Source organism: Streptomyces sp. HNM0575 (assembly GCF_012726265.1).
In the GTDB taxonomy this organism is placed as follows: Bacteria; Actinomycetota; Actinomycetes; order Streptomycetales; family Streptomycetaceae; genus Streptomyces.
This window is the reverse complement of record NZ_JAASAG010000009.1, coordinates 178675-202525: the sequence shown is the minus strand read 5'-3', so window position 1 is coordinate 202525 and position 23851 is coordinate 178675. Positions and strand designations below refer to the sequence as shown.

Sequence of the window (23851 nt, the reverse complement as noted above, 5' to 3'; positions counted from 1 at the left end):
AGAGGAAATGACGGAACTGGACTGGCACGCAGAACGCGGAGATCTGGAAGGCCTTGCGCAGCTGGATCGCGAACCTGCTGCCGACCAGGGGATCGATCTCGTCGCCGTGCGACGGTACCGGCTGAGCAGAGTCCGATCCCGGATGGCGGCACTCGGCGTGGACGCAGTGATCCTTTCTGATCCGGTCAACATCCGCTATGCGACCGGAGCGCGGAACATGCAGGTCTTCTCCATGCGCAACGCCCCGGCGCGATACCTGCTTCTCACTCAGGACCACTCGATTCTCTACGAGTTCACCGGCTGCATGCACCTCGCCGAAGGTCTTGAGACCATCGACGAAGTCCGGCCCGCCAGGACCGCCAGCTTCGTCGCCGCGGGACCTCAAATCGCCGCGTCCGAGCGTGCCTGGGCACAGGAGATGGCGGAGGAGATCTCCCGGCTTGCCGGAGACCGCGCAACGGTCGGCCTCGAGAGGCTGAACGCAGGGGCTGCGATCGAACTGAACGGCAGTGGAATCCGGGTAGTCGACGCCCAGCATGCGGTGGAGATCGCGAGATCGGTGAAATCGCCCGAAGAGCTGAAGTGTGTCGCTGCGTCGCTTCGGGCAACCGAGATCGGCGTGGGCGCACTCCGCGAGGCGATCGAGCCGGGCCTGAGCGAAGCCGAACTGTGGTCGGTGCTGCATCGGTCGGTCATCGCCCAGAACGGCGACTACATCGAAACGCGACTGCTGAACGCCGGGCAGCGGACCAATCCCTGGTTCCAGGAGACGGGCGGGAACATCGTCGGGGCCGACGAGTTGATCGCTCTCGATACCGACGTCGTGGGCTGCCACGGCTACTACTCGGACTTCTCCAGGACCTTCCACTCGGGGCCGGGGACGCCGTCCCGGGAACAGAGGAAGCTCTACAAGGTCGCGTACGAGCAGCTTCATCACAACATGTCGATCCTGCGTCCCCACATGAGTTTTCGGGATTACGCGAGAGAAGCCTGGGAGATTCCCGAGGATTACTACGCGAACCGGTACTACCTCTCGGCACACGGCTGTGGCATGACCGGGGAGTATCCGTACCTGTATCACGAAGGCGATTTCCCTGCTTCCGGGTACGACGGCGAGATCGTGCCCGGCATGGTGATCTGCGTGGAGAGCTATATCGGCCTGGAGGGCGGAGCCGAGGGGGTAAAGCTTGAAGAGCAAGTTCTGATCACCGAGACCGGCAGAGAGATTCTCTCCCGCTTTCCGTTCGAAGAGGACCTCTTGAAGTAGATCCGGATACGGCCAGGGCCGCCGTTTGCGGTTCCCGCACATAGAGCGAACGTTTAGCGCCCGTGGCCGCCGTCCCCTCCACAGAACCGCCGCTCATTCCGCCGCTCTGGAAGCCCTGGACGCGGGTCCTGCCGGGAAGGACACTCGCCCCATGCAGCTGAGCGCAGCCTCGCTCCTGCCGGTCAACGCGACCCTGGCGGTCCTCCTCGTCGCCCTTCTGCTTGCCGCCGCGGGCATCGCCGCCGTCTTCCACCTGGCACCGGACGGTGGGCGCGGCAGCCGCGTACGCCAGATCCTGCTGGCCGGCGTGCGGGCCACGGTTCAACTCGCCGCCGTCTCCGCAGTGATCGTCTGGGTGGTCCGCTCTTTCCTCGCCACGCTCGCCTTTCTGCTGCTGATGCTGGCCGTGGCCGTCCGCACCGCCGGACGCCGCATCACCGCTGACCGCTCCTGGTGGACGGCCGCGATACCGATCGCCTCGCCCGTGCTGCCCGTCGTCGCCGCGCTCCTGCTCACCGAACTGGTCCCCTTCAAAGGCATCGTTCTTATCCCCGTGACGGGCATCCTCATCGGCGGGGCGCTGACCGCTACCTCCCTGGCAGGACGCCGCGCGCTGGACGCACTCGACCACCGGCACGGCGAGGTGGAAGCGGGGCTGGTCCTCGGGCTGAGCGAGCGGGACGCCCGCCTGGAGATCGCCCGGCCTTCCGCGTCCGACGCGCTGATCCCGGGCCTCGACCAGACCCGCACCGTCGGCCTGGTGACCCTTCCCGGAGCCTTCGTCGGAATGCTCCTCGGCGGCGCCGGCCCCCTGTCCGCGGGCGCAGTCCAACTCTTCGTCCTCATCGCCTTGATGGCCGTCCAAGCCCTGGCCACCGCCCTCACCCTCGAACTCATCGCCCGCGGACGCCTGCACCGCCCCGGGCCGCGGTAGGACGACGGCCAACGGCAGCCGAGCACCAACGGCAGCCGAGCACCGACAGCAGCCGAGCACCAACAGGTCACCCGGGTCAGGCGACCCTGATCCATGGGGCCTACCGCTCGAAGCGGTAGCCCATGCCGGCCTCGGTCACGAGGTGCCGCGGGTGTGCGGGGTCCGGTTCCAGCTTGCGCCGGAGCTGGGCCATGTAGACGCGCAGGTAGTTGGTCTCCGTCCCGTAGGTGGGGCCCCAGACTTCGTGCAGCAGCTGTACCTGGGTGACCAGCCGACCCGTGTTGCGTACGAGCACTTCGAGGACGTGCCACTCGGTGGGGGTGAGGCGGATGTCGGAGCCGTCGCGGCGGACCTTCTTCGCTGTGAGGTCGACGGTGAAGGCCTCAGTCCGGACGACCAGGTCGGCCTCTTCGGAGGGGCTGGCTCTGCGGGTCGCCGCACGCAGGCGGGCGAGGAGTTCGTCCATTCCGAAGGGTTTGGTGACGTAGTCGTCGGCGCCGGCGTCGAGGGCCTCGACCTTCTCGTCGGAGGCGTGGCGCGCGGAGAGCACGATGATCGGTACGCGGGTCCAGCCGCGCAGGCCCTCGATGACCTCGGTGCCGTCCATGTCGGGCAGCCCCAGGTCGAGGATGATCACGTCGGGGTGCCGGGTGGCGGCGAGCTGGAGCGCGGAGGCACCGTCGTGAGCGCAGTCCACGCGGTACTTGCGGGCGCGCAGGTTGATGGTGAGAGCCCTGACGAGCTGCGGCTCGTCGTCGACGACGAGCACCCGTGGCATCCGGCCGACCGGAGGCCGGTCCGGCGTGGCTGCCTGCGATCCGGTCATGAGGTCGTCTCCGCGGGGAGGTCGGGGCGGGCAACGGGCCTGCCGGGGGCGGTCGCGAGAGTCAGGACCATGGTCAGGCCCCCGCTGGGAGTGTCCTCTGCGGTGAGGGTGCTGCCCATGGCCTCGGCGAAGCCCCGGGCGACGGCGAGTCCGAGGCCGACGCCGTCGCCGCGCGGTGCGTCTCCCTGGCGTTGGAAGGGCTCGAAGATGCGTTCCTTGTCGGCGTCCGGTACGCCCGGGCCGCGGTCGACCGTACGCAGTTCGACGCGGTCGCCGAAGGCGCTGGCGGCCAGCAGCACACGGCTGCCGTCCGGGCTGTACTTCACGGCGTTCTCGACGACGTTGGCGACGACGCGTTCGAGCAGGCCCCGGTCGGCGGTCACCATCGGCAGCGTCTCGGGGATGTCGAGCGTCACGGCCGACTCCGGTACGCCTCTGAGGGCGAGCGGCACCACCTCGTCGAGGTCGGTCTCGCGCATCAGCGGGACGACGGCGCCGGTCTGGAGTCTGCTCATGTCGAGCAGGTTGCCGATGAGGTGGTCGAGCCGGTCGGCGCCCTGCTCGATGGCGGCGAGCAGTTCCGCCTCGTCGGCGTCCGACCACGCGACGTCGTCCGAACGCAGCGAGGACACCGCTGCCTTGACCGCGGCCAGCGGTGTGCGCAGGTCGTGGGAGACGGCGGCCAGCAGTGCCGTGCGGATGCGGTCGGTCTCCTCCAGGCGGCGGGCGCGTTCGGCTTCGCCGATCAGCCGCCGGCGTTCGAGGAAGACGGCGGCCTGGGCGGCGAAGGCGCCGAGGACGCGCCGGTCCTCGGCGGGCAGCACTCTGCCCCGTAGCGCCAGGGTCGTGGTCTCCGCCGCCGGTACGTCCACGTCGGCATCGTCGGGACGGGTGGCGGGGTCCGGTCCGACGCTGTCGGCGCAGTTCCACCGGCCACGGGCCTCCGTGCGCTCCAGCAGGGAGGCGGACTCCATGCCGAAGGTCTGCCGGACGCTCTCCAGCAGTGCGGTCAGCTCCGTCCCCTCCTCCCGCTGTGCCGGGGAGCGCAGCACACTGCCCGCGAGGTGGCTGAGGATCTCGGCCTCGGAGCGGAGGCGGGCGGCCTGGTGGGTGCGTCTGGCGGCCAGGTCGACGACGGAGGCGACGGCGATCCCGACGACCACGAAGATCACGATGGCGAGGACGTTCTGCGGGTCGGAGATGGTCCAGGTGTGCGTCGGGGCGGTGAAGAAGTAGTTCAGCAGCAGGGAGCCGACGACTGCGGAGGTGACAGCGGGCAGCAGGCCGCCGAGCAGGGCCGCCGCCACCGTCAGAGTCAGGAAGAGCAGCATCTCGTTCGCGAGTCCCAGCCCCGGGCCCGCTGCTGCGAGCAGCAGCGTGAGAAGCGCGGGACCGGCGGTTCCGGTCAGCCAGCCGGCGACGATGCGGGCGCGTCCCAGGCGTGCTCCCCGGGCGGAAGGCAGTCCCCGCCCCTTGGCCGCGTGTTCGTGGGTGACGATGTGCACGTCGATGTCGGGGCCGGACTCCCGGGCGACGGTGGCACCCACTCCCGGACCGAGGACGTACTGCCAGGTCCTGCGGCGGCTGATGCCGAGCACGATCTGGGAGGCGTTGACGCCCCGGGCGAAGTCGAGGAGGGCTTCGGGGACGTCGTCGCCCACGACGGTGTGGAAGGTACCGCCGAGATCCTCGACGAGGGTGCGCTGGACGGCGAGTTCCTCCGGCGACGCCGAGGTCAGTCCGTCGCTGCGGGAGACGTAGACGGCGAGGATCTCGCTGCCGGAGCCCTTGGCGGCGATCCGGGTCGCGCGGCGGATCAGTGTGCGGCCCTCAGGGCCGCCCGTGAGCCCTACGAGGATGCGTTCGCGGGCGGGCCACGGCGAGGAGATGCCCTTCTCGGCGCGGTACTGCTGGAGGTACTCGTCGACCCGGTCCGCGGTCCAGAGCAGGGCGAGTTCGCGCAGGGCCGTGAGGTTGCCGGGCCGGAAGTAGTTGGAGAGGGCAGCGTCGATCCTGTCGGCCGCGTAGACGTTGCCGTGCGCCAGGCGTCTGCGCAGCGCCTGCGGGGACATGTCCACCAGCTCGATCTGGTCGGCGCGGCGTACGACCTCGTCGGGGACGGTCTCGCGCTGCCGTACGCCGGTGATGGACTCCACGACGTCGGTCAGGGATTCCAGGTGCTGGATGTTGACCGTGGAGATCACGGTGATGCCGGCGTCGAGCAGTTCCTCGATGTCCTGCCATCGTTTGGCGTTGCGCGAACCGGGGACGTTGGTGTGCGCCAGTTCGTCGACGAGAGCCACGGCGGGGGCGCGGGTGAGGACGGCGTCGAGGTCCATCTCCGTCAAGCCGGCGCCCCGATGGGCGAGTTCGCGTCGCGGGATGATCTCCAGCCCGTGCAGCAGCACTTCTGTGCGGGGGCGTCCGTGGCACTCGACGAAGGCCACGACCACGTCTGTGCCCCGCTCCAGGCGCCGGTGCGCCTCGGAGAGCATGTCGTAGGTCTTGCCGACACCCGGGGCGACGCCCAGGTAGATGCGCAGTTTGCCGCGGGCCATGGCTCCATTGTCTTTCAGGTCGGGCGGCGTACGGGCGCCGGATGAGCGCGGTCCCGTACGCCGCCTGGGACGGTCAGCCGTGCAGCGCGCGCAGGCCGAGGTTCAGCTCCAGGACGTTCACGGAGGGCTCCCCCAAGAACCCGGCGACCCGTCCCTCGATGTGCCTCCCGACCAGTTCGCGGACCTCGGCCCGGTCGAGGCCCCGCGCCTCGGCGACGCGGTCGGCCTGTAGCCGGGCGTACGCAGGTGAGATGTCCGCGTCGAGGCCGGACGCGCTCGCGGTGACCGCGTCAGCCGGTACGGCCGGTCGCGGCACGCCGTTGAAGGCCGCGACCTGCGTCCTGCGTGCCTCGACCTGCTTCCTCAGCTCCGGGCTGGTCGCGGCGAGGTTGGAGGCGCCGGAGGCGAGCGAGTCGTACTTCCCGGCTGACGGCCGGGGCTGGAACCACTGCCGTGCCGGTCCGCCGTCCCTGTCGTTCCAGCTCTGGCCGATCAGCGTCGAGCCCACCTCCTTCCCGCCGCTCCTGACCACGGAGCCGTCGGCCTTGCCGGGGAAGGCGGCCTGGGCGATCCCCGTGACGAGCAGCGGGTAGAGAACGCCGGTCGCCAGGGTGAGGACGAGCAGCGCCCGCAGGGCGGCCGCGGCGAGGCGTGAGGTGTTACGGACTGCGGCGTTCATGATGCGGTCCCGGAGAGTAGTGAGATGAGCAGGTCGATGATCTTGATGCCGATGAAGGGCGCGACCAGCCCGCCCAGGCCGTATATGCCGAGATTGCGGCGGAGCATGCCGTCGGCGCTCATCGGCCGGTAGCGCACGCCTCGCAGCGCGAGCGGCACCAGGGCCACGATCACCAGGGCGTTGAAGACGACAGCGGAGAGGATCGCGGTCTGGGGACTGGCCAGGCGCATGACGTTGAGCGCGTCCAGCCCGGGGTAGGCCGCGACGAACATCGCGGGAATGATCGCGAAGTACTTGGCGACGTCGTTGGCGACGGAGAACGTCGTCAGCGCACCGCGGGTGATCAGCAGCTGCTTGCCGATCCCGACGACCTCGATCAGCTTCGTGGGGTTGGAGTCCAGGTCGACCATGTTCCCGGCCTCCTTGGCGGCCGAGGTGCCGGTGTTCATCGCGACGCCCACATCGGCCTGGGCGAGAGCGGGAGCGTCGTTCGTGCCGTCTCCGGTCATCGCGACGAGCTTGCCCCCGCCCTGCTCCTGCCTGATCAGGGCCATCTTGTCCTCGGGGGCGGCCTCGGCGAGGAAGTCGTCCACGCCGGCCTCATCGGCGATGGCCTTCGCCGTCAGCGGATTGTCGCCGGTGATCATCACGGTCTTGATCCCCATGCTGCGCAGCTCCGCGAAGCGCTCCCGCATGCCGTGCTTGACCACGTCCTTGAGGTGGATGACGCCGAGAACGCGGGCGCCCTCGCGGTCCTCGGCGGCCACGAGAAGGGGCGTACCGCCCGAGGCGGAGATCTGCTCCACCGCGTGCCGGGCGTCGCCGGGGACGGTGCCGCCGCGCTCTGCGACCCACGCGGTCACGGCCCCGGCGGCTCCTTTGCGTACGCGGTACGTACGGCTGTCGTCGGCGATGTCGACGCCGCTCATCCGGGTCTGCGCGGTGAACGGGACGAACTCGGCGCCGCTCAGCTCGCCCTCGTCCCGTGCCCGGAGCCCGTGCTGCTGCTTGGCCAGCACGACGACGGAGCGGCCCTCGGGCGTCTCGTCGGCGAGCGACGAGAGCTGGGCCGCATCGGCGAGTTCGGCGGCGCCGGTGTTCCCGAGGGGCACGAACTCCGCCGCCTCCCGGTTGCCCAGGGTGATCGTGCCGGTCTTGTCCAGCAGCAGCGTGGACACGTCCCCGGCCGCCTCGACGGCCCGGCCCGACATCGCGAGCACGTTGCGCTGCACGAGCCGGTCCATGCCCGCGATGCCGATGGCCGAGAGCAGCGCACCGATCGTCGTCGGGATCAGGCAGACCAGCAGGGCGACCAGTACGGTCATCGGCTGCTCGGCCCCCGCGTAGACCGCGAAGGGCTGAAGGGTCACGGTGGCCAGCAGGAAGATGATCGTCAGCGAGGCGAGAAGGATGTTCAGCGCGATCTCGTTCGGCGTCTTCTGGCGGGCCGCGCCCTCGACGAGCCCGATCATCCGGTCGAGGAAGGTCTCGCCCGGCCTGGCCGTGATCCGCACCAGGATGCGGTCGGAGAGGACCCGCGTGCCGCCCGTCACGGCCGACCGGTCGCCCCCGGACTCGCGGATCACAGGGGCTGATTCACCGGTGATGGCCGACTCGTCGACGCTGGCGACGCCCTCGACGACGTCGCCGTCCCCGGGGATGGTGTCCCCTGCCTCGCAGACGACCAGATCACCGACGCACAGGGCGCTGCTGGGGACCGGCTCCTCGGCCCCGCTCCCGACTGCGGCTTCGTCGCCCGAGGTTCCGGCACCACCTCCGGGCACGCGGCGTGCCACCGTGCCCGTCCTCGCGCGGCGCAGAGTGTCGGCCTGTGCCTTGCCGCGGCCCTCGGCGACGGCCTCGGCCAGATTGGCGAAGACGACCGTCAGCCACAGCCACACCGTGATCGACCAGGCGAACCAGCCGGGGTCCACGACGGCGAGCACGGTGGTGAGGACCGAGCCGACCTCGACGACGAACATCACGGGTGACCTGACCATCAGCCGCGGGTCCAGCTTGCGCAGGGCGGCCGGCAGCGACTCCAGCAGTTGCCGGGGCTCGAACAGTCCGGCGGGCGTGCTCGCAGCCTGGGCGGCGGTACGGACAGGAGCATCGACGGTCGGCATGGCAGTGCTGCCCTCCGCTTGATTTCCGAAGTCTGACGGAGCAGATGTGCGAGCGGTCCGTGTCCTCACGACAGCCCCTCGGCGAGCGGACCGAGCGCCAGGGCGGGGAAGAACGTCAGCCCGGCCACGATCAGCACGGCGCCCACGAGCAGACCGCTGAAGAGCGGCTTGTGCGTGCGGAGCGTGCCCGCGCCCACGGGTACGGGGCGCTGCTGAGCGAGCGAGCCCGCCAGGGCGAGGACGAAGACCATCGGCAGGAACCGGCCGAGCAGCATCACCAGGCCGATGGTGGTGTTGAACCACTGCGTGTCCGCGCTCAGCCCGGCGAAGGCACTGCCGTTGTTGTTGGCCCCGGAGGTGTAGGCGTACAGCACCTCGGAGAAGCCGTGCGGGCCGGAGTTGAGCATCGAGTGCGCCGGTGTGGGCGATGCAATAGCCGCGCCGGTGAACGCCAGGGCGAGGGCGGGAGTGACGAGGATGTAGCAGGCGGCCAGCTTCATCTCCCGGGGCCGGATCTTCTTGCCCAGGTACTCCGGCGTACGGCCGACCATGAGACCCGCGATGAAGACGGCGATCATCGCGATGATCAACATGCCGTAGAGCCCGGAGCCCACGCCGCCGGGCGCGACCTCGCCGAGCATCATGCCCAGCAGCAGCACCCCGCCGCCGAGCGCGGAGAAGGAGGAGTGGGCGGCGTCGACGGCACCGGTCGACGTCATCGTCGTCGAGACGGCGAACAGGGACGAGGCGCCCCCGCCGAAGCGGACTTCCTTGCCCTCCATCGCCCCGCCCGCGGCCTGCACGGCGGCGCCGGGATGGGCCAGCTCCAGCCCCGTCACCGCGACCACGGCTCCCAGCCAGACGGCCCCCATCGCGGCGACGATCGCGTACCCCTGCCGCGCGCTGCCGACGAGCGTCCCGAAAGTGCGCGGCAACGAGAACGGGATGACCAGGAGGAGGAAGATCTCGAAGAGATTCGTCAGGGCGCTGGGATTCTCGTACGGATGGGCCGAGTTGGCGTTGAAGAAGCCGCCGCCGTTGGTGCCGAGTTCCTTGATCGCCTCCTGCGAGGCGACGGCTCCTCCCGGAAGGTGCTGAGTCGTGCCCGTCAGGGTGGTGACCTCCTGCGCGGAGGCGAAGTTCTGCACCGCGCCCGCGGCCACCAGTGCGATGGCCGCCAGGGCGGCGACCGGCAGCAGGACCCGTACGACTCCGCGCACCAGGTCGGCCCAGAAGTTGCCGATCTCTCCCGTACGCGAGCGGGCGAAGCCCCGTACGAGCGCGACGGCCACCGCCATGCCCACCGCGGCGGACACGAAGTTCTGCACCGCCAGACCGCCCGTCTGCACCAGATACCCCATGGCCGTCTCACCGGAATAGGACTGCCAGTTGGTGTTGGAGACGAACGACGCCGCCGTGTTGAACGCCTGGTCCGGGGAGACCGGCTCGAAGCCGAGCGAGAGCGGCAGCCGGTTCTGCACCCGCTCCAGCAGGTAGAGGAAGAGGACCGAGACCGCCGAGAACGCGAGGACTCCGCGCAGATACGCGGACCAGCGCTGTTCCGTGCCGGGGCTCACCCCGACCGCCCGGTAGATCCAGCGCTCGACGCGCAGGTGCCGGGAGGAGGTGTAGACGGCGGCCATGTAGTCGCCGAAAGGACGATGCACCAGGACCAGCGCGACGATCAGCGCGGATACCTGGAGCACGTCAGCGAGGACCGTGTTCACCGGGCGCTCAGAACCTCTCCGGGAAGACCAGCGCGACGACCAGATAGACCAGCACCGGAACGGCAACGACCAGACCGGCGACGTTCTCGGCGCTCACAGCCTCGTCACCGCCTTGGCCACGAGAGCCACCAGCGCGAACACCGCGACGGTGGTGAGGACGAAAGCCACGTCGGCCATCGCATGCTCCCCGGGAGAGTTCGGACAGGTACGCCCGCGGATGCGGGCTCACCTGGGAGGAAAGCTCCCCGGACAGCCCTGCGCAGCCCGCCTTGACGAAGCCCTGACGGCCCGAGGCGGGATCCTGACGCGGCTTTGACGACCGTGGCTTACGTGGTCCGGCCGCGCGGCATGCGATGAACCGGCCGGAGCACCCGAGCCAAGTACCGGGGTGAGTCCTCGTACCGGGGGCGAGTCCTCAGCTCCCGTTCGGCTGCCGAGGCGGGCCGGTGGTGCCGGGCGCGTGCAGCACTGCGAAGGCCGCGTCGACGAGAGCCGGCAGGTGCTCGCGGCCTTCACCGTCCACCCATGCGGTGAGCGCGGTCGCCACCGCGGCCAGCGACGCGGACGCCAGGACCCGGATCCGGAAGGCGTCCCCGGACGGTTCGCGTGCCGTGAGCGCGTCGGTGAAGAGCTGTTCCGTCGCGGACTGGTTCTGCCACAGGCGCGCGCGCAGCGCGGGTGTCGTGAGGATCAGCCGGGTGCGTGCGAGCAGTGCCCGCCGGTCCGTCTCGTAGATGCTCTTCAGACCGCCCGCCAGGGCCTGGTGCACGGCGGTGAGGGCGTCTTCCTGCGGTGGCCGCTCTTCGATGAGCCGGGCGATCATCGGGTCGTAGTCGTCCGATTCGACGACGGATTCCTTGGTGGGGAAGTACCGGAAGAACGTCATGTGGGAGACCCCGGCAGCCGTGGCGATGTCCTCCACGGTGGTGCCGTCGTAGCCCTCGCTGAGGAAGAGCCGCAACGCGTGTTCCTGGATGGTCCGGCGGGTCTGTGCCTTCTTGCGTTCCCGCAGTCCCTGAACAGGTGGCTGAGCGTGGTCGGCCGGCGGCGCCATTCTCCTCACTCCCGTCGTGTTCCGCTGTCCTGGTCTCGCCCGTCAGCCGTCACACCGCGGCATGCGACCGGTTCGGCGCCCAGGGCGGTCGTGAGCCATTTCTCCAGCGCGCTCAACGAGGTGCCGCGCCAGGCGAGATGCGCGTCGGGCCGCACGAGCATCACATGCCGCCCGGTGACCGAGGCGGGGGTCAGAGCGGCGACCTGGCCGGCGCCCCCGAGCCGCCGGCCCGCAAGGGCGACGAAGTCCGCTGCTTTTGAGCCGGGCGTCAACAGGGCCCAGCGGGCGCCGAGTTCAGCGTGCAGGCGGGTACGACTGCCGTCCTGTCGTGAGCAGTCCAGGTCGGGCACGCGGTCGCCGGGCCGTGGGCGGCGCGTGATCCAGGCACTCGGGGAGATCCAGGCACTCGGGAAACGGTCTCCCAGGGGGCCGCCGCGGTAGCTGATCTTCAACTGGGATGCCTGCTCCCAGATCAGTCGTTGCAGCGCGGGCCGGTTCATGAGCGGTACGAGCACGTGGTCGCGCAGACCCCGGGCCGGTGCGCTCTGTCCCGCCACCACGCGGGTCATGGCGCTCGTGGACTCCAGCACCTCCTTCGCGATGGGGCGGCGTTCGGTCTGGTACGTGTCCAGCAGCGCCTCGTGCGCTCGGCCCGCGGTGACGAGCGCCAGCTTCCACGCCAGGTTCTCCGCGTCGCCCAACCCGGTGTTGAGGCCCTGGCCGCCCAGGGGACTGTGGATGTGCGCGGCGTCCCCGGCGAGGAGAACGCGCCCCGTGCGGTAGGTCGACGCCAGCCGCCGGTGGATGCGGAAAGTGGAGGTCCACAGGGTCTCCCGGACGGGCACGGAGGTGAGCGCCGCCTCTTCCCGCAAGATCGTGGTGAGCACCTCGACCAGTTCCGTCGAGCCGAGTTCAAGGGCACAGTCCGCGGGAGCGGGAGCCATCACCCTCCAGATCCCGCCGGGGAGCGGGAAGACCCCGCACAGCCGGTCGCCCCGCAGCCACACCGACGCGGCATCCCGGGGGAGCGGCAGTTCTGCCCGGATGTCCGCGAGGAGGAAGCGTTCGATGACGGCGACGCCGGGGAAGTCGATGCCGGCTGCCCGGCGTACGCGGCTGTGGGCGCCGTCGCATCCCACGAGCCACTGCCCCCGCATGTGCCCGTCGGCGACTCCGACGGTGACGCCGTCGGAGTCCTGTTCGGCGGTGAACACCTCGCGTCCCCACTCCACTTCGACGCCCAGGGCCAGGAGGCGACGCCGCAGTCGGGCCTCCACCTCGGCCTGGGAGATGAGCAGACCCGGCCGGGTCACCAGCTTCGTGGGGCGCCCGACTCTCAGCCGGGCGACTGCCCGGCCGTCGACGTGGGTGATCACCTGCCGGATGGGGATCGAGTTCTCCGGCAGATCCTCCAACGCGCCCAGACGGTCGAGGACTTCGGACCCCCGTGGCTGGAGTCCCAGCGCGCGGGAGGTGTGCGCCGGTTCCTTGGCGCGGTCGACGACCCGCACCGGGATTCCCGCCGCGCGAAGGCCGCATGCCAGCGTCAGCCCCGTCGGTCCCGCCCCCGCCACGATCACAGCCGGACGGTCCACCGCCACTCCCCGTGTTAGCTACTAACATTTGTTAGAAGCTAACTTAATGGAGAGTCCGTTGACGGCCAAGCCCGCGGATGAGCGCCGATCGGCGGTGGACGGCTGGTACTTCGAGTACGTCGCAGGCCGTTGAGGAACGTAATCCTGGGCCATCTCCCGTGCCACGGCAGCGCCACCGCGCCCAGCGCGGCCAGCGCGAACAGTCCCGCCGTCACAGGCATCCGCGCCCTCAGGCCGCCCAGCCGGTCCAGATCGCGAACTCCCGTGGCACGCAGCACCGAACCCGACGCACAGAACAACAGGGCCTTGAACGCGGAGTGGTTGACCACGTGGAGCAGCGCCGCTCCCAACGCGAGGGCCGCCGGCGCCTCCCGGCCGGCCGCGGCGAACAGCCCGGCAGCGCCCACCCCGACAAGGATCAGGCCCATGTTCTCGCTGGTCGAATACGCCAGCAGCCGCTTGAGGTCCGAGGCCATCGCGGCCTGAAGGATCCCGTACACGGCCGACAGCCCGCCCAACGTGATCAGGACCAGCCACCACCAGCCCGCACCGCCGCCCAGCAGGTCCAGGCCCCCGGACGACGCCGTAGATCCCCAGGTTCACCATCGCCGCGCTCATCAACGCCGAGATGTGGCTGGGCGCTTCGGGATGTGCCCTCGGCAGCCAGGCATGCAGCGGCACGGCGCCCGCCTTCGACGTGAACGCGGCCGTCACCAGAAGGAACACCACGCCGCGCGTGGCCGGAGACATCCCGGGCGCGCCGTCCCGCAGCGCCGCGAAGTCCTCACCCCCGGCGCTCGCCGCGAACCACACCAGCCCGACCAGCAGCACTACGAGGCCCAGATGCGTCATCACCGCATACCAGACCCCGGCAGTCCGTACCGAGGACCGCTCGCGGTGCTCGGCGAGCACCAACAGCAGTGACGCGAGCGCCATCGCCTCCCACAGCAGCAGGAACGTCGACACCGAGGCGGCCACCGGCACCAGCACGAGCGTCACCGCGAAGAGAGGCAGCACGGTCTGCGCTCCGCGCGAGGCCGCACCGTGCGCTCCGCGCGAGGTCGCACCGTGCCCGCTGTGCCCGCCGTGCCGGGTGTAGCCGATCCCGTAGAGCGACACGGCCGCGACGACGGCCCCCGCCACCGTCATGAACAGCCCCGACAGCGCGTCGACTTCCAGACGGACGCCGGCCAGGGGCAGCAGCCACGGCACATCGGCGGCCCACCGGTCGCCGAGGGATGCGGCCACCCCTGCCCACGCCCCGGAGACACCGCTCGCGCCCGTACACATGCCCACGGCGGTCGCCCGCACACGACCGGCACTCGCCAGACCGGCACCGATGCCGGCTCCCGCGAATCCCGTCGACGCGGCGAGCACGGTCGCTACCGAGTTCACCGGCCGGTCACGGTGCGCAGCGCCGCAACGATCTCCTCGGGCCGCGGCGGGCACCCCGGCACCGTCACATCGACGGGCACCACGTCGCCGACCGCGCCCTCCACCCCGTAACCCCCGGCGAACTCACCGCAGTTCAGCGCGCAGTCACCCACCGCGACCACCACTCGGGGCTCAGGCATCGCCGCGACCGTACGCCGCAGCGGCTCGGCCATATTGCGCGTCACCGGCCCCGTCACCAGCGCGACGTCCGCATGCCGCGGCGAAGCCACCAACCGTGCTCCGTACCGCTCGACGTCGTACACCGGGCCGAACGCCGAACCGATCTCGATCTCACACCCGTTGCACGAGCCCGCGTCCACGCACCGCACCTGCGCCGAGCCGCCCAACTCCCGCGCCGCGTCCGGTACGACCCCCTGCGGCCGCGGCGGGGTCTCTTCGGCCACTCGCCCCGTACCGCGGATCTTGCGCAACAGACTCACCACATGCTCCTCAGCATCGGGCTCGTATCCCACCGAGCTGAGAAGCGGCCGCCCCCTGCCCCGTCACAAGGGGTCCTTCACAAGGGGCGACCGCCGCACATGGGCGCCCTAGGTGCTGCCGCGGCCCGGGGCCTCCTCCTTCTCCGAGGCCGCCGACCGCAGGTCCGCCAGCAACTCGACCTGTCCCGACAGCACTCCGGAGAGAATCGACCGCGCCACCCGCAGCAGCTCCGCCACTTCGGGGCTGGTCAGCGAGTAATAGACCGTCGGCCCCTCCTTGCGGGTCACGACGAGATTCATCCGCCGCAGCACGGCCAGCTGCTGGGACAGATGCGGGGCACCGACCCCCACCTCCGGCAGTATCTCGGCCACGGCATGCTCGCGCTCGCTCAGCAGCTCCAGTACGCGAATGCGGACCGGGTGTCCCAGCGTCTTGAAGAACTCGGCCTTGAGCTGATACAGGGGCGCCGTCACCGAACCGGCCTCCCGAAGCTCCCCGCCACCGGCCGCAGCCCTGTCACCCGCCATCGTTCGTGCCTCATCTCAAGGGCCATACGGTCTCCGCCACTTGCAACGTCCCAGAGATGATCTCGCTAGTTGCCAACTTTCGCAACTAGCTAGTTTGCAGATTAAGGGACTCGTCAGCCGGTACGGTTCATCGCTCCCGCGCCCCGGCTCGGCCTTGCTCGCCCCGGCTCGGCCTTGCTCCGGGTCCTGGCGGCCCGTTCCCGTCCGGCCGGGCAGTCGTGCTACGGGGATTCCCGCAGCAGGTCCTTGATCAGGGTGTCGGTGTCAAGGAAGCGCTCTTCATGCCCTGGCGGGACCAACAGGCAGGTGCGCTCGAGCCATTCGGCCAGTGGGCCCGCCGCGGTCTCCAGCACTGCGTCGCCGTCCGGCGAGTACAGCCGCAGATTGATCTGCGTGTCTCCGTGTGTGGGCCACACACGCACGTCACCGCGTCCTACGGGTCGCACCATGCCCGTCGTCAGCAACTCACGGGAGATGATCCAGCGGACCGGACTCTGTGTGGCCAGGTGAAAGTCGAGCTGAACGGCGAAGGGGTCGGTGGCCCGGTAGGTGAACCGCGCGCGCAGCGGTGCCGCGCACTCTGCGGAGAGCACCAGAAAGACTTCCAAGTCGCGTATCACGCAGGCTTTTCCGGGGCGTTCGACATCGCCGCCACTGCCGCCATCGCCGTCGTCGACGGTGGTGTTCATCGCTCTCACATCCTTCTGCGATCCCGGCTCTGGCTGCTGCTCCTCGGCGGATTCGCCGCATGCGGCGGACAGAACTGGGGGACGACGTGCCGGCGTGCCTGCGTCTCATTTCCCATGCCGAGCACCCCCGTACTGGACGCACTCCGCGAGCCGGCGAAGGTGCGCCGTGGGAATGCGAGAGATCGGGGCAGGCGGGAAGACGCAAATGACCGGGCATGCCGCACAGCGACAGTGGGTGCGTGCTGTCGAGGGGGCCGAGCGGACCCACGACCCGGAGCAGCGGTCGGGCGAGGCAGCAACACCCGTGCCGTCGGGCGTACTTCGGACAGAATGCCACCGGGGTCTGGGGCGACAGGCCGTCAGAGTACTCCCGGGCCCGGCCTCACCGTAACGGGACTTTCGCTGTGGGTGGCGGCTGTGCTATGCGGGGCGGATGCGGCGCTCCGGCCAAGCCCGGAGGAGCGGACTCTCCGCAGCTTTCCGACCGTTCAGCGGGTCAAGTCGTCCGGCGCGGCAGGAAGTTGCTCGGAGCCGTCGACGATCGCCTGCGCCAGATCGGACAAGCGCCGGTTCCGGAGGCGGGCTTCGCCACGAAGCAATGAGAACGCCTCATCGACGCTCACCTTCAGACGTTGGGCGAGCACCCCCTTGGCCTGCTCGACGAAGATGCGACTGTTCAATGCGGTCTGGAGCTGTTCGGTGAGGTTGTCCCGCTGCCGGATGGCCCGTTGTTGCAGCAGCCCGATGGTGGCGACGTCTGCGAGAGCCTGACCGATGCGTTGCTTTTCGAGGTCCATGGCCCCGGCCTTGGTGTCGAAGAAGTTGAGCGCGCCGATGATTTCACTGCGCAAGCGCATCGGTACGGCGTGGACGGAGGAGAAGCTGACCTCCGCTGCCGCTTCGGTGAAGTGCGGCCACCACGGCCCCATGGCAGACAGATCGGAGACCGTGACGGGCTGACCGCTGTGGAAACATTCCATGCAGGGACCTTGTTCGGTCTGAAGCTGGAACAGTTCGAGAAGTCGGGTCTTCTCCGAGGAAGCGGCGACCAGTTGAAGACTGTCCCGCTCGTCGGTCAGCATGACCCCCGCCGCTGTGATGTCCAGCAGCTCGACGCACCTCGCACTCAGCCCGTGCATGAAATCGAGCACGTCGAATTCGTCGATGAGCGTGTCCGCCATTTCCACGAACACGTCGGTCAGCCGGACCTCTGCCATCTCACTCAACCTCGTTCAGGCAACTTCATGCACTTGCGCCGATGATGTCCACACCGGCGTGGAGCGAACGGGACCAGGATCAGGACTCTGATCGCTCGGGAGGAGGCTCGCTCCCGTCCAATTGCAGGCGCCGCGCGACCACGTCTCGGGCGACATCGCGCAGCCGACGTTCACTTGCGAACGCGTAAGCGCGCAGCCTGAGGAGAGCCGACCCTGCGCTCACCCCGAGCTGCTCGATCAGCATCCCGGTGGCCTGATGCACCTCAGGGTGCAGCGGGCCCACCAGTTCGGACCACCGCTCCCCACGGGCCAGCCCTTCGTCCTGCCCCATATCGAGCAGCAGTGCCAAGGCCGTGTCCGCCAATACCAGTGCGTCAGCGAGTTGCTCACTGCTGAGGCTGCCCGCACGAGAGCGATACAGACACATGACGCCCAGACCGACACCGCCGAGCCGCAGCGGCAACGCGAAGAGCGCCCGGACCCCGGCCGCCACCGCGGCCGGGGCGAACACCGGCCAACTAACCTGACACTCCGCCGCGTTCAGATCCGACACCAGGGCAGGACCGCCGGCGCAGGCATCCACGCCCGGGCCTTCGCCGAGCGTCTGGGCCAGCTCTTCCATGTCTGCTGCCATCTGACTGCTCGCGTAGATGGTTTCGCGCGGACTGGCACTGAGCATCACCGTGACGGCGGCCGAATCCGCTCCCGCAACAGCGGTCAGCGCGGCACACACGTGCCCGATAGTGATCTTGCCGCCCTGGGCGCGTTCGACAACATGACTCCACAGCCGTCGCCTGCGATCGTCGTCTTCCAGGCCCCGCCCCATCTCAACGACCGCACAGCAGGGTCTGGAGACCGCACGCGGTGCCCGGCTCCGGTCCTGGCACGCGGTATCGGCCGCGACTGCCGGGTTCACCTCGGACCTGTCCCGAACTCGCTGCCGTAGCCGGCGCAGTTCCGGCGCCGAAGACATCGTTTCGGCAGCCACGACGCATCACGCCCATCCTTCGTGGTCTCACTGGCACGGCCTCTTCCCTCAGAATCGGAGGCCGAGCGACCCGGACCGCGCTACTGGCTGCCTCACTGCCGGGCTGGACTGCCTGACGTAAGGCTATGGGTCTCGTGTCCAAAGAACCAGCAAGGGTTGACGGAACTGGGCGACCCGCGAGACTGCCTGCCACCCTCGACGCCCTTGACCACGTGCTGGGGCGCATGGAAGGCAGCCGACAGTCCTGAGCGCGGTCAATGCCCTGATCGGCTGTGAGCACTCAGGCGCCAAACCCAAGACCGAGAGACGGGTTCCGGGTGGCACCGCGCCCCAGTGATCACCTGGCCCGCCCCAGAGAGGTCAGACCAGCGCCGGGTCGAGCGCCACCTTCAGCCATCCGGGACTGCGCCGATCGAACTCCTGGTACGCCGCCATGACGTCCCGCATGGGCTTGTGCTGGGTGAGGACGCCCTGCGGGTCCACCAGCCCCGACTTCACGATGTCCAGCAGTCTGGGGATGTACCGAGGATGGTTGCCGTTCCCCATGTTGATGGTGAGGTTCTTGTTCATGCAGAAGCCGATGGGGAAGTACCGGTCGGTGGGCGGATAGACCCGATGATGCCCAGCGTGCCGGCCTTCGCCAGCGACTCGACCGCCCATTTGTGGGCCTGCGTCGGAGCGTCCCCCGGCTTCCACTGCCCGTCCTGCTGGTTGGTCTCGGGCGCGATGTGCCGCAGTTCCTCAAGGCGCTGTTCTGCCTGAGCGCGCGCGAGAGGAGCGGCGGGGCCGCTCTTGGGACTCTCGGCGTCCACGCCCACCGCGTCGATGGCCCGGTCGGCACCGATGCCTCGGGTCAGCCGCAGGATCTCCTCGACCGGGTCCATCTCGTTGAAATTGATGACTTCCGCGCCCAGCTCCTGGGCTCGCTCCAGCCGGTCGACGTGGCCGTCGACCGCGATCACCCGCGCCGCGCCGCGCTGGAACGACGACAGGATGGCGAACTGCCCCACGGGGCCGCATCCCCACACCGCCACCACGTCGCCGTCGGAGACCTCGGCGATGACCGCGCCGAAGTAGCCCGTGGGATAGATGTCGGCCAGCGGGAGTGCCTGGTCGTCAGAGATGGAGTCGGGGAGGGGGAAGAGGTTCGTGTGGGCGCACGGCACCCGCGTGAACTCCGCCTGCACCCCGTTGAACGGACCGGTCTCCTCGGGCGCTCCGTAGAACGCGGTGCTCGACCTCGGCCCCTTCGGGTTGATCTCGTCGCACTGCGCGAAGTAGCCGGCCCGGCAGTACGCGCAGGATCCGCAGCCGAGCACCGCGGACAGCAGCACACGGTCACCGCGCCGGATATTGCGGACGTCCTTGCCCACCTCCTCGACCACGCCGACGCCCTCGTGCCCGAGGATCGTCCCCGGCCGCATCCCCGGCACGGTGCCGCGGATGAAATGCAGATCCGTCCCGCAGATGGCCGACGCGGTGATCCGGACAATGGCGTCGGTCGGCTGCTCGATCCTGGGCTCCGGTACTGACTCCAGGCGAATATCGCCGACGCCGTGGTACACGACCGCCTGCATAAGTGCTCTCCGTTCTCGAGACTCGATCCGAGCATCCACCCGCCCATGAGCAGGTCCAGGAGAAACGTATGGGCGAGCCCGGCCGGCCGGCGCGAGGCGCCACAGCGGTCCACCCGTGCAGGCCTCAGGACGCCGTTTGCCCGGCTCAGCGGGGCCGTCTGCCGGACCGGCACAGGTCGTCACGGTGACGTCGGCGCAATGATGCGCGTCACGCTCAGCGGGCCCAGGAATGCACTCGCCGCTATCCGGCGTTTGCAAGCACTGCCGGCGGATCCCCGTTAGCCCCGGCCGCAGCACACCGTTCTCGCACCATCCCTGGGAGCACTCTCGTGAGCACGATATTCCGGCCGTACACGGTCCGATCGCTGACCATTCCCAATCGCGTCTGGATGGCCGCGATGTGCCAGTACAGCGCGCTTCCGGAGGGAGAGCTGACGGGTGTGCCGACCGACTGGCACTTCGCGCACCTGGCCGCCCGCGCGACCGGCGGTGCCGGGCTGATCATCACCGAGGCCACCGCGGTCAGCCCGGAGGGCCGGATCAGCCCTTACGACCTCGGAATATGGAACGGGACCCAGGCGGAAGGGTTCCGGCGGATCACGGCATTCCTGAAGTCACAGGGCGCGGTACCCGGGATTCAACTCGCACACGCCGGGCGCAAAGCCTCCACCGAGCGCACCTGGGTGGACCGGGGTGCACCGATTTCCCCCGAGTCTCCCTACGGCTGGACGCCCGTCGCCCCGAGCGCTACCGCGTTCAAGGAGGGGATGACGACTCCGGAGGAGCTCACGGTCGAGCAGATCGGAGCCATCGCACGAGAGTTCAGCGACGCCGCCCGTCGGGCCCTGGACGCCGGCTTTGAGGTCGTCGAGGTTCACGGGGCGCACGGTTACCTGATACATCAGTTCCTCTCGCCTGTGAGCAACCGGCGAACGGACGCCTACGGGGGCGACTTCGAGGGGCGTACCCGCTTCGCGAAGGAGGTTGTGAAGGCGGTCCGCGCTGTGTGGCCAGAGGATCTTCCGGTCTTCTTCCGCGTCTCCGCCACTGACTGGCTCCAGGAGAACGACGACGAGCGCATCGGATGGACAGCACAGGAGACTGTGCGACTCACCAAGGAGCTTGGCGTCCTGGGCGTCGACCTGTTCGACGTATCCAGCGGCGGCAGCGTGCCGGACGCGAAGATCCCGGCCGGCCCCGACTACCAGGTGCCCTACGCCCAACGAGTACGGGACGAGGCCGGCATGCCTGTGGCTGCCGTGGGGCTGATCACCGAGCCCGACCAGGCCGAGGCCATCGTCGCCTCTGGCAGGGCCGACGCCGTTCTCCTCGGCCGCGAACTTCTGCGCGACCCGTACTGGGCCCGCCACGCGGCCAAGGCGCTGGGAGCGGACATCACGGCTCCAGTCCAATATCACCGCGCCTGAGCGGCCTACGGCGCCAACTCCTGCCTGGCGCTTGAGCGAGGATCATCTGTTCTCAGCCGTCGACCGAGAGCAGTGCCTTGTAGAACGTCGCAGCGGCATGGACGGGTTCGTGCAACTGCACTGGTATTCCCCGGCCCTGGCTGGGGCGTTGCCGGAAGAGCACGACGCTGTCACGGGCCCCGGGCGTCCGGCGGTTTTCCCGGGCGCCCGACTCCTGTTCATGGATGGGCGGGCGGGCTGTATCCGAGGGTGTAGGAGAAGACGGTGAGCAGCGCCAGCGCGATCGGCGCCAGGAATAGCAGCTGGAGGAAGGTGAAGCCCACCAGGTGGCGTGCCCGCAGCTTGAGGATGCCGAGCAGCGGCAGCATCCAGAACGGGTTGATGAGGTTGGGCAGCGACTCGGCGACGTTGTAGACCTGCACCGTCCAGCCGAGGTTGGCGTGCACGTCGTTCGCCGCGTCCATCACGTACGGCGCCTCGATCAGCCACTTCCCGCCGCCGGAGGGGACGAAGAAGCCGAGCACGGCCGAGTAGACCGCGACGACGAGCGCGAAGGGCGCCGCCGAGGACAGCGATGTGAACGCCTGCGTGAGGTAGTCGGCGACCGAGTGCCCCGCGGCGTTCGTCGGACGGGTCAGCACGGCCGCGATCGCGGCGTAGATCGGGAACTGGATCAGCACACCGCTCGTCGCGGGCACCGCCTTGGCCACCGAGGTGAGGAAGCTGCGCGGACGCCAGTGCAGCACCATCCCGAGCAGCAGGAAGACGAGGTTGTAGGTGTTCAGGCCGGAGATGGCCACCAGCGGATCCGACGACGCGAACTCCTGCACCGCCCAGCCGATGCCCAGCGCCACCACGAGCACCGTCAACAGCGGGCTGTACTCCAGCCATTCGCCGGGACGCGAGCGCGGCGGCAGCTTCTCCTCCTCCTCGGCGTCCAGGTCGACGCCGAGGTCACGGGCGCTGCGGACCTGCCGGCCGCGCGGCGCGGAAAAGTACGCGACGGTGACCACCACCACGGTCAGCACGGCGGCGATCAGCAGCGACTGCCAGAGGAAGATGGTGTCGCGGAACGGGATGACACCGGTGATGGGCATCAGGCTCTTGGGGATGCTGTCCGGGTTGGCCTGGAGCTGGGCCGCCGAGGAGCTGATGCCCAGCGCCCAGACGCTGCCCAGCCCCATGAAGGCGGCGGCCCCGGCCGCCCGGTAGTCCAGGTTCAGCTCGTCCCTGCGGGCAGCCTGACGTGCCAGCAGCCCCGAGAAGATCAGGCTGAAGCCCCAGTTGAACAGGGAGCTGACGGTGCTCACGGCGGCGATCAGCGCGACCGCACGCGGCCCGGTGGAGGGCATCGCGGCGATGCGGGCGATCAGCCGGTGCGCCACCGGGGCGGTGGCCACCACGTACCCGCCGATGGCGACGAAGGCCATCTGCATGGCGAAGGGGATCAGGTCCCAGAAGCCGGCGCCGAACTCCCGTGTCACCGACGCCGGGGAGGCGCCGATGGCCAGCGCCCCGGCCGTCACCACGATCAGGGCTATGAGCGCGAAGATGAACGCCTCGGGGAACCACTTCTCGGAGAAGGTCGACATCCGGACGGCGAGGCGGGAGAGCGCCCCGGTCTCCTCCGGTCCGGCGAGGTCCCGTTGGGGGACGGACAGGTCCTTGTTCGCGTGCATCGGTGACTCCTGAGTGCTCCTAGGCGGGGTCGCGGCCCGCGAAGACGGTCACGGCCGCGATGAGGTCGGTCAGTCCGGTGCCGACGGTCTTGAAGACGGTGATCTCCCCGTCCGTACGGGGGCGGGGAGCCGGACGTGCGCAGAGTTCGGGCAGGGTGGCGGCGATGTCCCCCTCGGTCAGCACCCGTCGGGCGAGTGCGGTGGCGATCTCGCCGGCCTCGGTACGGGCGACGTCGTTGTCGACGAAGACCATGGCGCGGCCCAGCAGCGAGGGCTCTACCTCGTGCATCTCCGGGCGGAAGCTGCCGATCAGATCCAGATGGGTGCCCGGCCTGATCCACTCGTCGCGCAGCACCGGCTCCCGGGCGAGCGTCGCCGTGGTGACGATGTCCGCACGGCCGACGGCGGACGGCAGGTCCTCGACGGCGGCGGCGTCGGCGCCGCGCCGGGTGAGGCGCTCGGCGAGCGCCTCGGCGCCCGCCGGGTTGTGCGGGTCGGCGACGAGGGTGGTCGCGATGCCGGGCCGCACCGCGCGGTACGCGTCGTACACGGCGCCGCCGATGTGCCCGGTGCCGACGATCAGATGGACGCGGGCGTCCTCGGGGGCGAGCAGGGACGTGCCGAGGGCCGCGGTCGCGACCGTACGCCGCCGGGTCAACTCGCCCCCGTCGACGAGTGCGAGATGCTGCCCCGTCGTGCCGTCGGCCAGTACGTAGACCGACGAGAGGGCGGGCAGGCCGTGCCGGGCGTTGCCCGGGAAGACGTCGACCAGCTTCACGCCGAGGAACTCGCGGTTCCACGCGGGCATCACCAGCAGCGTGGCCTCTCCGCCGGGGTCCAGGGAGTAGTGCTGCCTGGGCGGTACGGAGGCCTCGGCGGCCATGCCGGAGCGCAGGGCCGGGATGAGGACCGGGTAGTCCAGCCGGTCCGCGGTCTGGGTGGCGTCGAAGTACTGCACGGGTGGGCTTCTCCTCGGGGTCGGACCGGTACGGATCGGTTCGGGGTCAAGGCGGGTCGGAATCAAGGCGGTTGGGGGCGGGACGGTTCGGGATCGGTTCGGTTCGGGATCGGATCTGGATCGGGGCGGCGGCGCGGGACGCCGGTCC

At 69.7% G+C, this 23851-nt stretch carries 21 protein-coding genes and 1 pseudogene; 3 read left to right on the top strand and 19 right to left on the bottom strand.

Annotated features, from left to right (window positions below; translation table 11 throughout):
• The first annotated feature begins 7 nt into the window (after window positions 1–7).
• Window positions 8–1267 (top strand): Xaa-Pro peptidase family protein, encoded by a 1260-nt coding sequence (locus HCC61_RS21815; protein WP_169137850.1) that lies wholly within the window; start codon window positions 8–10, stop codon window positions 1265–1267.
• A gap of 151 nt (window positions 1268–1418) precedes the next feature.
• Window positions 1419–2201: an ABC transporter permease gene (locus HCC61_RS21810; RefSeq protein WP_169137848.1), complete on the top strand. Its 783-nt coding sequence runs from the start codon at window positions 1419–1421 to the stop codon at window positions 2199–2201.
• Between the two features lie 100 nt (window positions 2202–2301).
• On the opposite strand, the gene HCC61_RS21805 is transcribed toward HCC61_RS21810, so the two are convergent.
• From HCC61_RS21805 to HCC61_RS21735, 17 genes and pseudogenes are all read right to left on the bottom strand, one after another.
• On the bottom strand, window positions 2302–2979 hold the full coding sequence (locus HCC61_RS21805) for a response regulator (protein ID WP_169138134.1): 678 nt from the start codon (window positions 2977–2979) through the stop codon (window positions 2302–2304).
• 44 nt (window positions 2980–3023) lie between these two features.
• Window positions 3024–5585: a sensor histidine kinase KdpD gene (locus HCC61_RS21800; protein WP_169137846.1), complete on the bottom strand. Its 2562-nt coding sequence runs from the start codon at window positions 5583–5585 to the stop codon at window positions 3024–3026.
• Between the two features lie 73 nt (window positions 5586–5658).
• The gene (kdpC, locus tag HCC61_RS21795) at window positions 5659–6264 is read right to left on the bottom strand and encodes a potassium-transporting ATPase subunit KdpC (protein ID WP_169137844.1); all 606 of its coding nucleotides are present in this window, start codon (window positions 6262–6264) and stop codon (window positions 5659–5661) included.
• A complete protein-coding gene (gene kdpB, locus HCC61_RS21790) occupies window positions 6261–8390 on the bottom strand; it encodes a potassium-transporting ATPase subunit KdpB (RefSeq protein ID WP_169137842.1) in 2130 nt (709 codons plus the stop codon). The genes kdpC and kdpB overlap by 4 nt, the downstream gene beginning before the upstream one ends.
• A gap of 65 nt (window positions 8391–8455) precedes the next feature.
• Complete coding sequence (kdpA, locus tag HCC61_RS21785; RefSeq protein ID WP_346777320.1) at window positions 8456–10117, bottom strand: potassium-transporting ATPase subunit KdpA; 1662 nt, start codon at window positions 10115–10117, stop codon at window positions 8456–8458.
• Between the two features lie 7 nt (window positions 10118–10124).
• Window positions 10125–10214 (bottom strand): potassium-transporting ATPase subunit F, encoded by a 90-nt coding sequence (locus tag HCC61_RS30865; RefSeq protein ID WP_169137840.1) that lies wholly within the window; start codon window positions 10212–10214, stop codon window positions 10125–10127.
• A gap of 318 nt (window positions 10215–10532) precedes the next feature.
• Window positions 10533–11171, bottom strand: coding sequence for a TetR family transcriptional regulator (locus HCC61_RS21775; protein WP_169137838.1), 639 nt, complete (start codon window positions 11169–11171; stop codon window positions 10533–10535).
• Between the two features lie 5 nt (window positions 11172–11176).
• A complete protein-coding gene (locus HCC61_RS21770; protein WP_169137836.1) occupies window positions 11177–12766 on the bottom strand; it encodes an FAD-dependent monooxygenase in 1590 nt (529 codons plus the stop codon).
• Between the two features lie 38 nt (window positions 12767–12804).
• Window positions 12805–13266, bottom strand: coding sequence for a proton-conducting transporter membrane subunit (locus HCC61_RS31290; RefSeq protein ID WP_346777319.1), 462 nt, complete (start codon window positions 13264–13266; stop codon window positions 12805–12807).
• 133 nt (window positions 13267–13399) lie between these two features.
• A pseudogene (locus tag HCC61_RS31285) lies at window positions 13400–13702 on the bottom strand (proton-conducting transporter membrane subunit); the annotation flags it as partial.
• Window positions 13703–14157: 455 nt separating this feature from the next.
• Window positions 14158–14640 carry an oxidoreductase gene (locus HCC61_RS21760; protein ID WP_169137834.1) on the bottom strand — a complete coding sequence of 161 codons (483 nt, stop codon included), beginning with the start codon at window positions 14638–14640 and terminating at the stop codon, window positions 14158–14160.
• Between the two features lie 108 nt (window positions 14641–14748).
• Window positions 14749–15114: a metalloregulator ArsR/SmtB family transcription factor gene (locus tag HCC61_RS21755; RefSeq protein WP_169138129.1), complete on the bottom strand. Its 366-nt coding sequence runs from the start codon at window positions 15112–15114 to the stop codon at window positions 14749–14751.
• A 275-nt stretch (window positions 15115–15389) separates the two neighbouring features.
• Window positions 15390–15857: an SsgA family sporulation/cell division regulator gene (locus HCC61_RS21750; RefSeq protein WP_169137832.1), complete on the bottom strand. Its 468-nt coding sequence runs from the start codon at window positions 15855–15857 to the stop codon at window positions 15390–15392.
• 488 nt (window positions 15858–16345) lie between these two features.
• Complete coding sequence (locus HCC61_RS21745) at window positions 16346–17074, bottom strand: GAF and ANTAR domain-containing protein (protein WP_169137830.1); 729 nt, start codon at window positions 17072–17074, stop codon at window positions 16346–16348.
• A gap of 79 nt (window positions 17075–17153) precedes the next feature.
• Window positions 17154–17900, bottom strand: a complete 747-nt coding sequence (locus HCC61_RS21740) for an ANTAR domain-containing protein (RefSeq protein ID WP_169137828.1) — start codon at window positions 17898–17900, stop codon at window positions 17154–17156.
• Between the two features lie 522 nt (window positions 17901–18422).
• Complete coding sequence (locus HCC61_RS30265; RefSeq protein WP_206322824.1) at window positions 18423–18632, bottom strand: hypothetical protein; 210 nt, start codon at window positions 18630–18632, stop codon at window positions 18423–18425.
• Entirely contained in the window at window positions 18629–19639 is a 1011-nt protein-coding gene (locus tag HCC61_RS21735; RefSeq protein ID WP_206322823.1) for an alcohol dehydrogenase catalytic domain-containing protein, read from the bottom strand. The genes HCC61_RS30265 and HCC61_RS21735 overlap by 4 nt, the downstream gene beginning before the upstream one ends.
• 329 nt (window positions 19640–19968) lie before the next feature.
• Here HCC61_RS21735 and HCC61_RS21730 point away from each other — a divergent pair, with 329 nt between their 5' ends.
• Entirely contained in the window at window positions 19969–21066 is a 1098-nt protein-coding gene (locus HCC61_RS21730; RefSeq protein WP_169137826.1) for an NADH:flavin oxidoreductase/NADH oxidase, read from the top strand.
• A 218-nt stretch (window positions 21067–21284) separates the two neighbouring features.
• Here the strand turns inward: HCC61_RS21730 and HCC61_RS21725 are convergent, their stop codons facing one another.
• Window positions 21285–22745: a TIGR00366 family protein gene (locus HCC61_RS21725; RefSeq protein ID WP_169137824.1), complete on the bottom strand. Its 1461-nt coding sequence runs from the start codon at window positions 22743–22745 to the stop codon at window positions 21285–21287.
• Window positions 22746–22764: 19 nt separating this feature from the next.
• Window positions 22765–23703, bottom strand: a complete 939-nt coding sequence (locus HCC61_RS21720) for an ornithine cyclodeaminase family protein (protein ID WP_169137822.1) — start codon at window positions 23701–23703, stop codon at window positions 22765–22767.
• Between the last annotated feature and the right edge of the window lie 148 nt (window positions 23704–23851).

Excerpts from the sequence above, each read along its gene's own strand:
- kdpB (WP_169137842.1), bottom strand. The coding sequence starts at position 8,390 with ATGCCGACCGTCGATGCTCCTGTCCGTACCGCCGCCCAGGCTGCGAGC.
- HCC61_RS21735 (WP_206322823.1), bottom strand. The coding sequence starts at position 19,639 with ATGCAGGCGGTCGTGTACCACGGCGTCGGCGATATTCGCCTGGAGTCA.
- HCC61_RS21740 (WP_169137828.1), bottom strand. The coding sequence starts at position 17,900 with ATGGGGCGGGGCCTGGAAGACGACGATCGCAGGCGACGGCTGTGGAGT.
- HCC61_RS21745 (WP_169137830.1), bottom strand. The coding sequence starts at position 17,074 with ATGGCAGAGGTCCGGCTGACCGACGTGTTCGTGGAAATGGCGGACACG.
- HCC61_RS21815 (WP_169137850.1), top strand. The coding sequence starts at position 8 with ATGACGGAACTGGACTGGCACGCAGAACGCGGAGATCTGGAAGGCCTT.
- HCC61_RS21800 (WP_169137846.1), bottom strand. The coding sequence starts at position 5,585 with ATGGCCCGCGGCAAACTGCGCATCTACCTGGGCGTCGCCCCGGGTGTC.
- HCC61_RS21750 (WP_169137832.1), bottom strand. The coding sequence starts at position 15,857 with ATGAACACCACCGTCGACGACGGCGATGGCGGCAGTGGCGGCGATGTC.
- HCC61_RS21810 (WP_169137848.1), top strand. The coding sequence starts at position 1,419 with ATGCAGCTGAGCGCAGCCTCGCTCCTGCCGGTCAACGCGACCCTGGCG.
- HCC61_RS21725 (WP_169137824.1), bottom strand. The coding sequence starts at position 22,745 with ATGCACGCGAACAAGGACCTGTCCGTCCCCCAACGGGACCTCGCCGGA.
- HCC61_RS30265 (WP_206322824.1), bottom strand. The coding sequence starts at position 18,632 with ATGAACAAGAACCTCACCATCAACATGGGGAACGGCAACCATCCTCGG.
- HCC61_RS21775 (WP_169137838.1), bottom strand. The coding sequence starts at position 11,171 with ATGGCGCCGCCGGCCGACCACGCTCAGCCACCTGTTCAGGGACTGCGG.
- kdpC (WP_169137844.1), bottom strand. The coding sequence starts at position 6,264 with ATGAACGCCGCAGTCCGTAACACCTCACGCCTCGCCGCGGCCGCCCTG.
- HCC61_RS21805 (WP_169138134.1), bottom strand. The coding sequence starts at position 2,979 with ATGCCACGGGTGCTCGTCGTCGACGACGAGCCGCAGCTCGTCAGGGCT.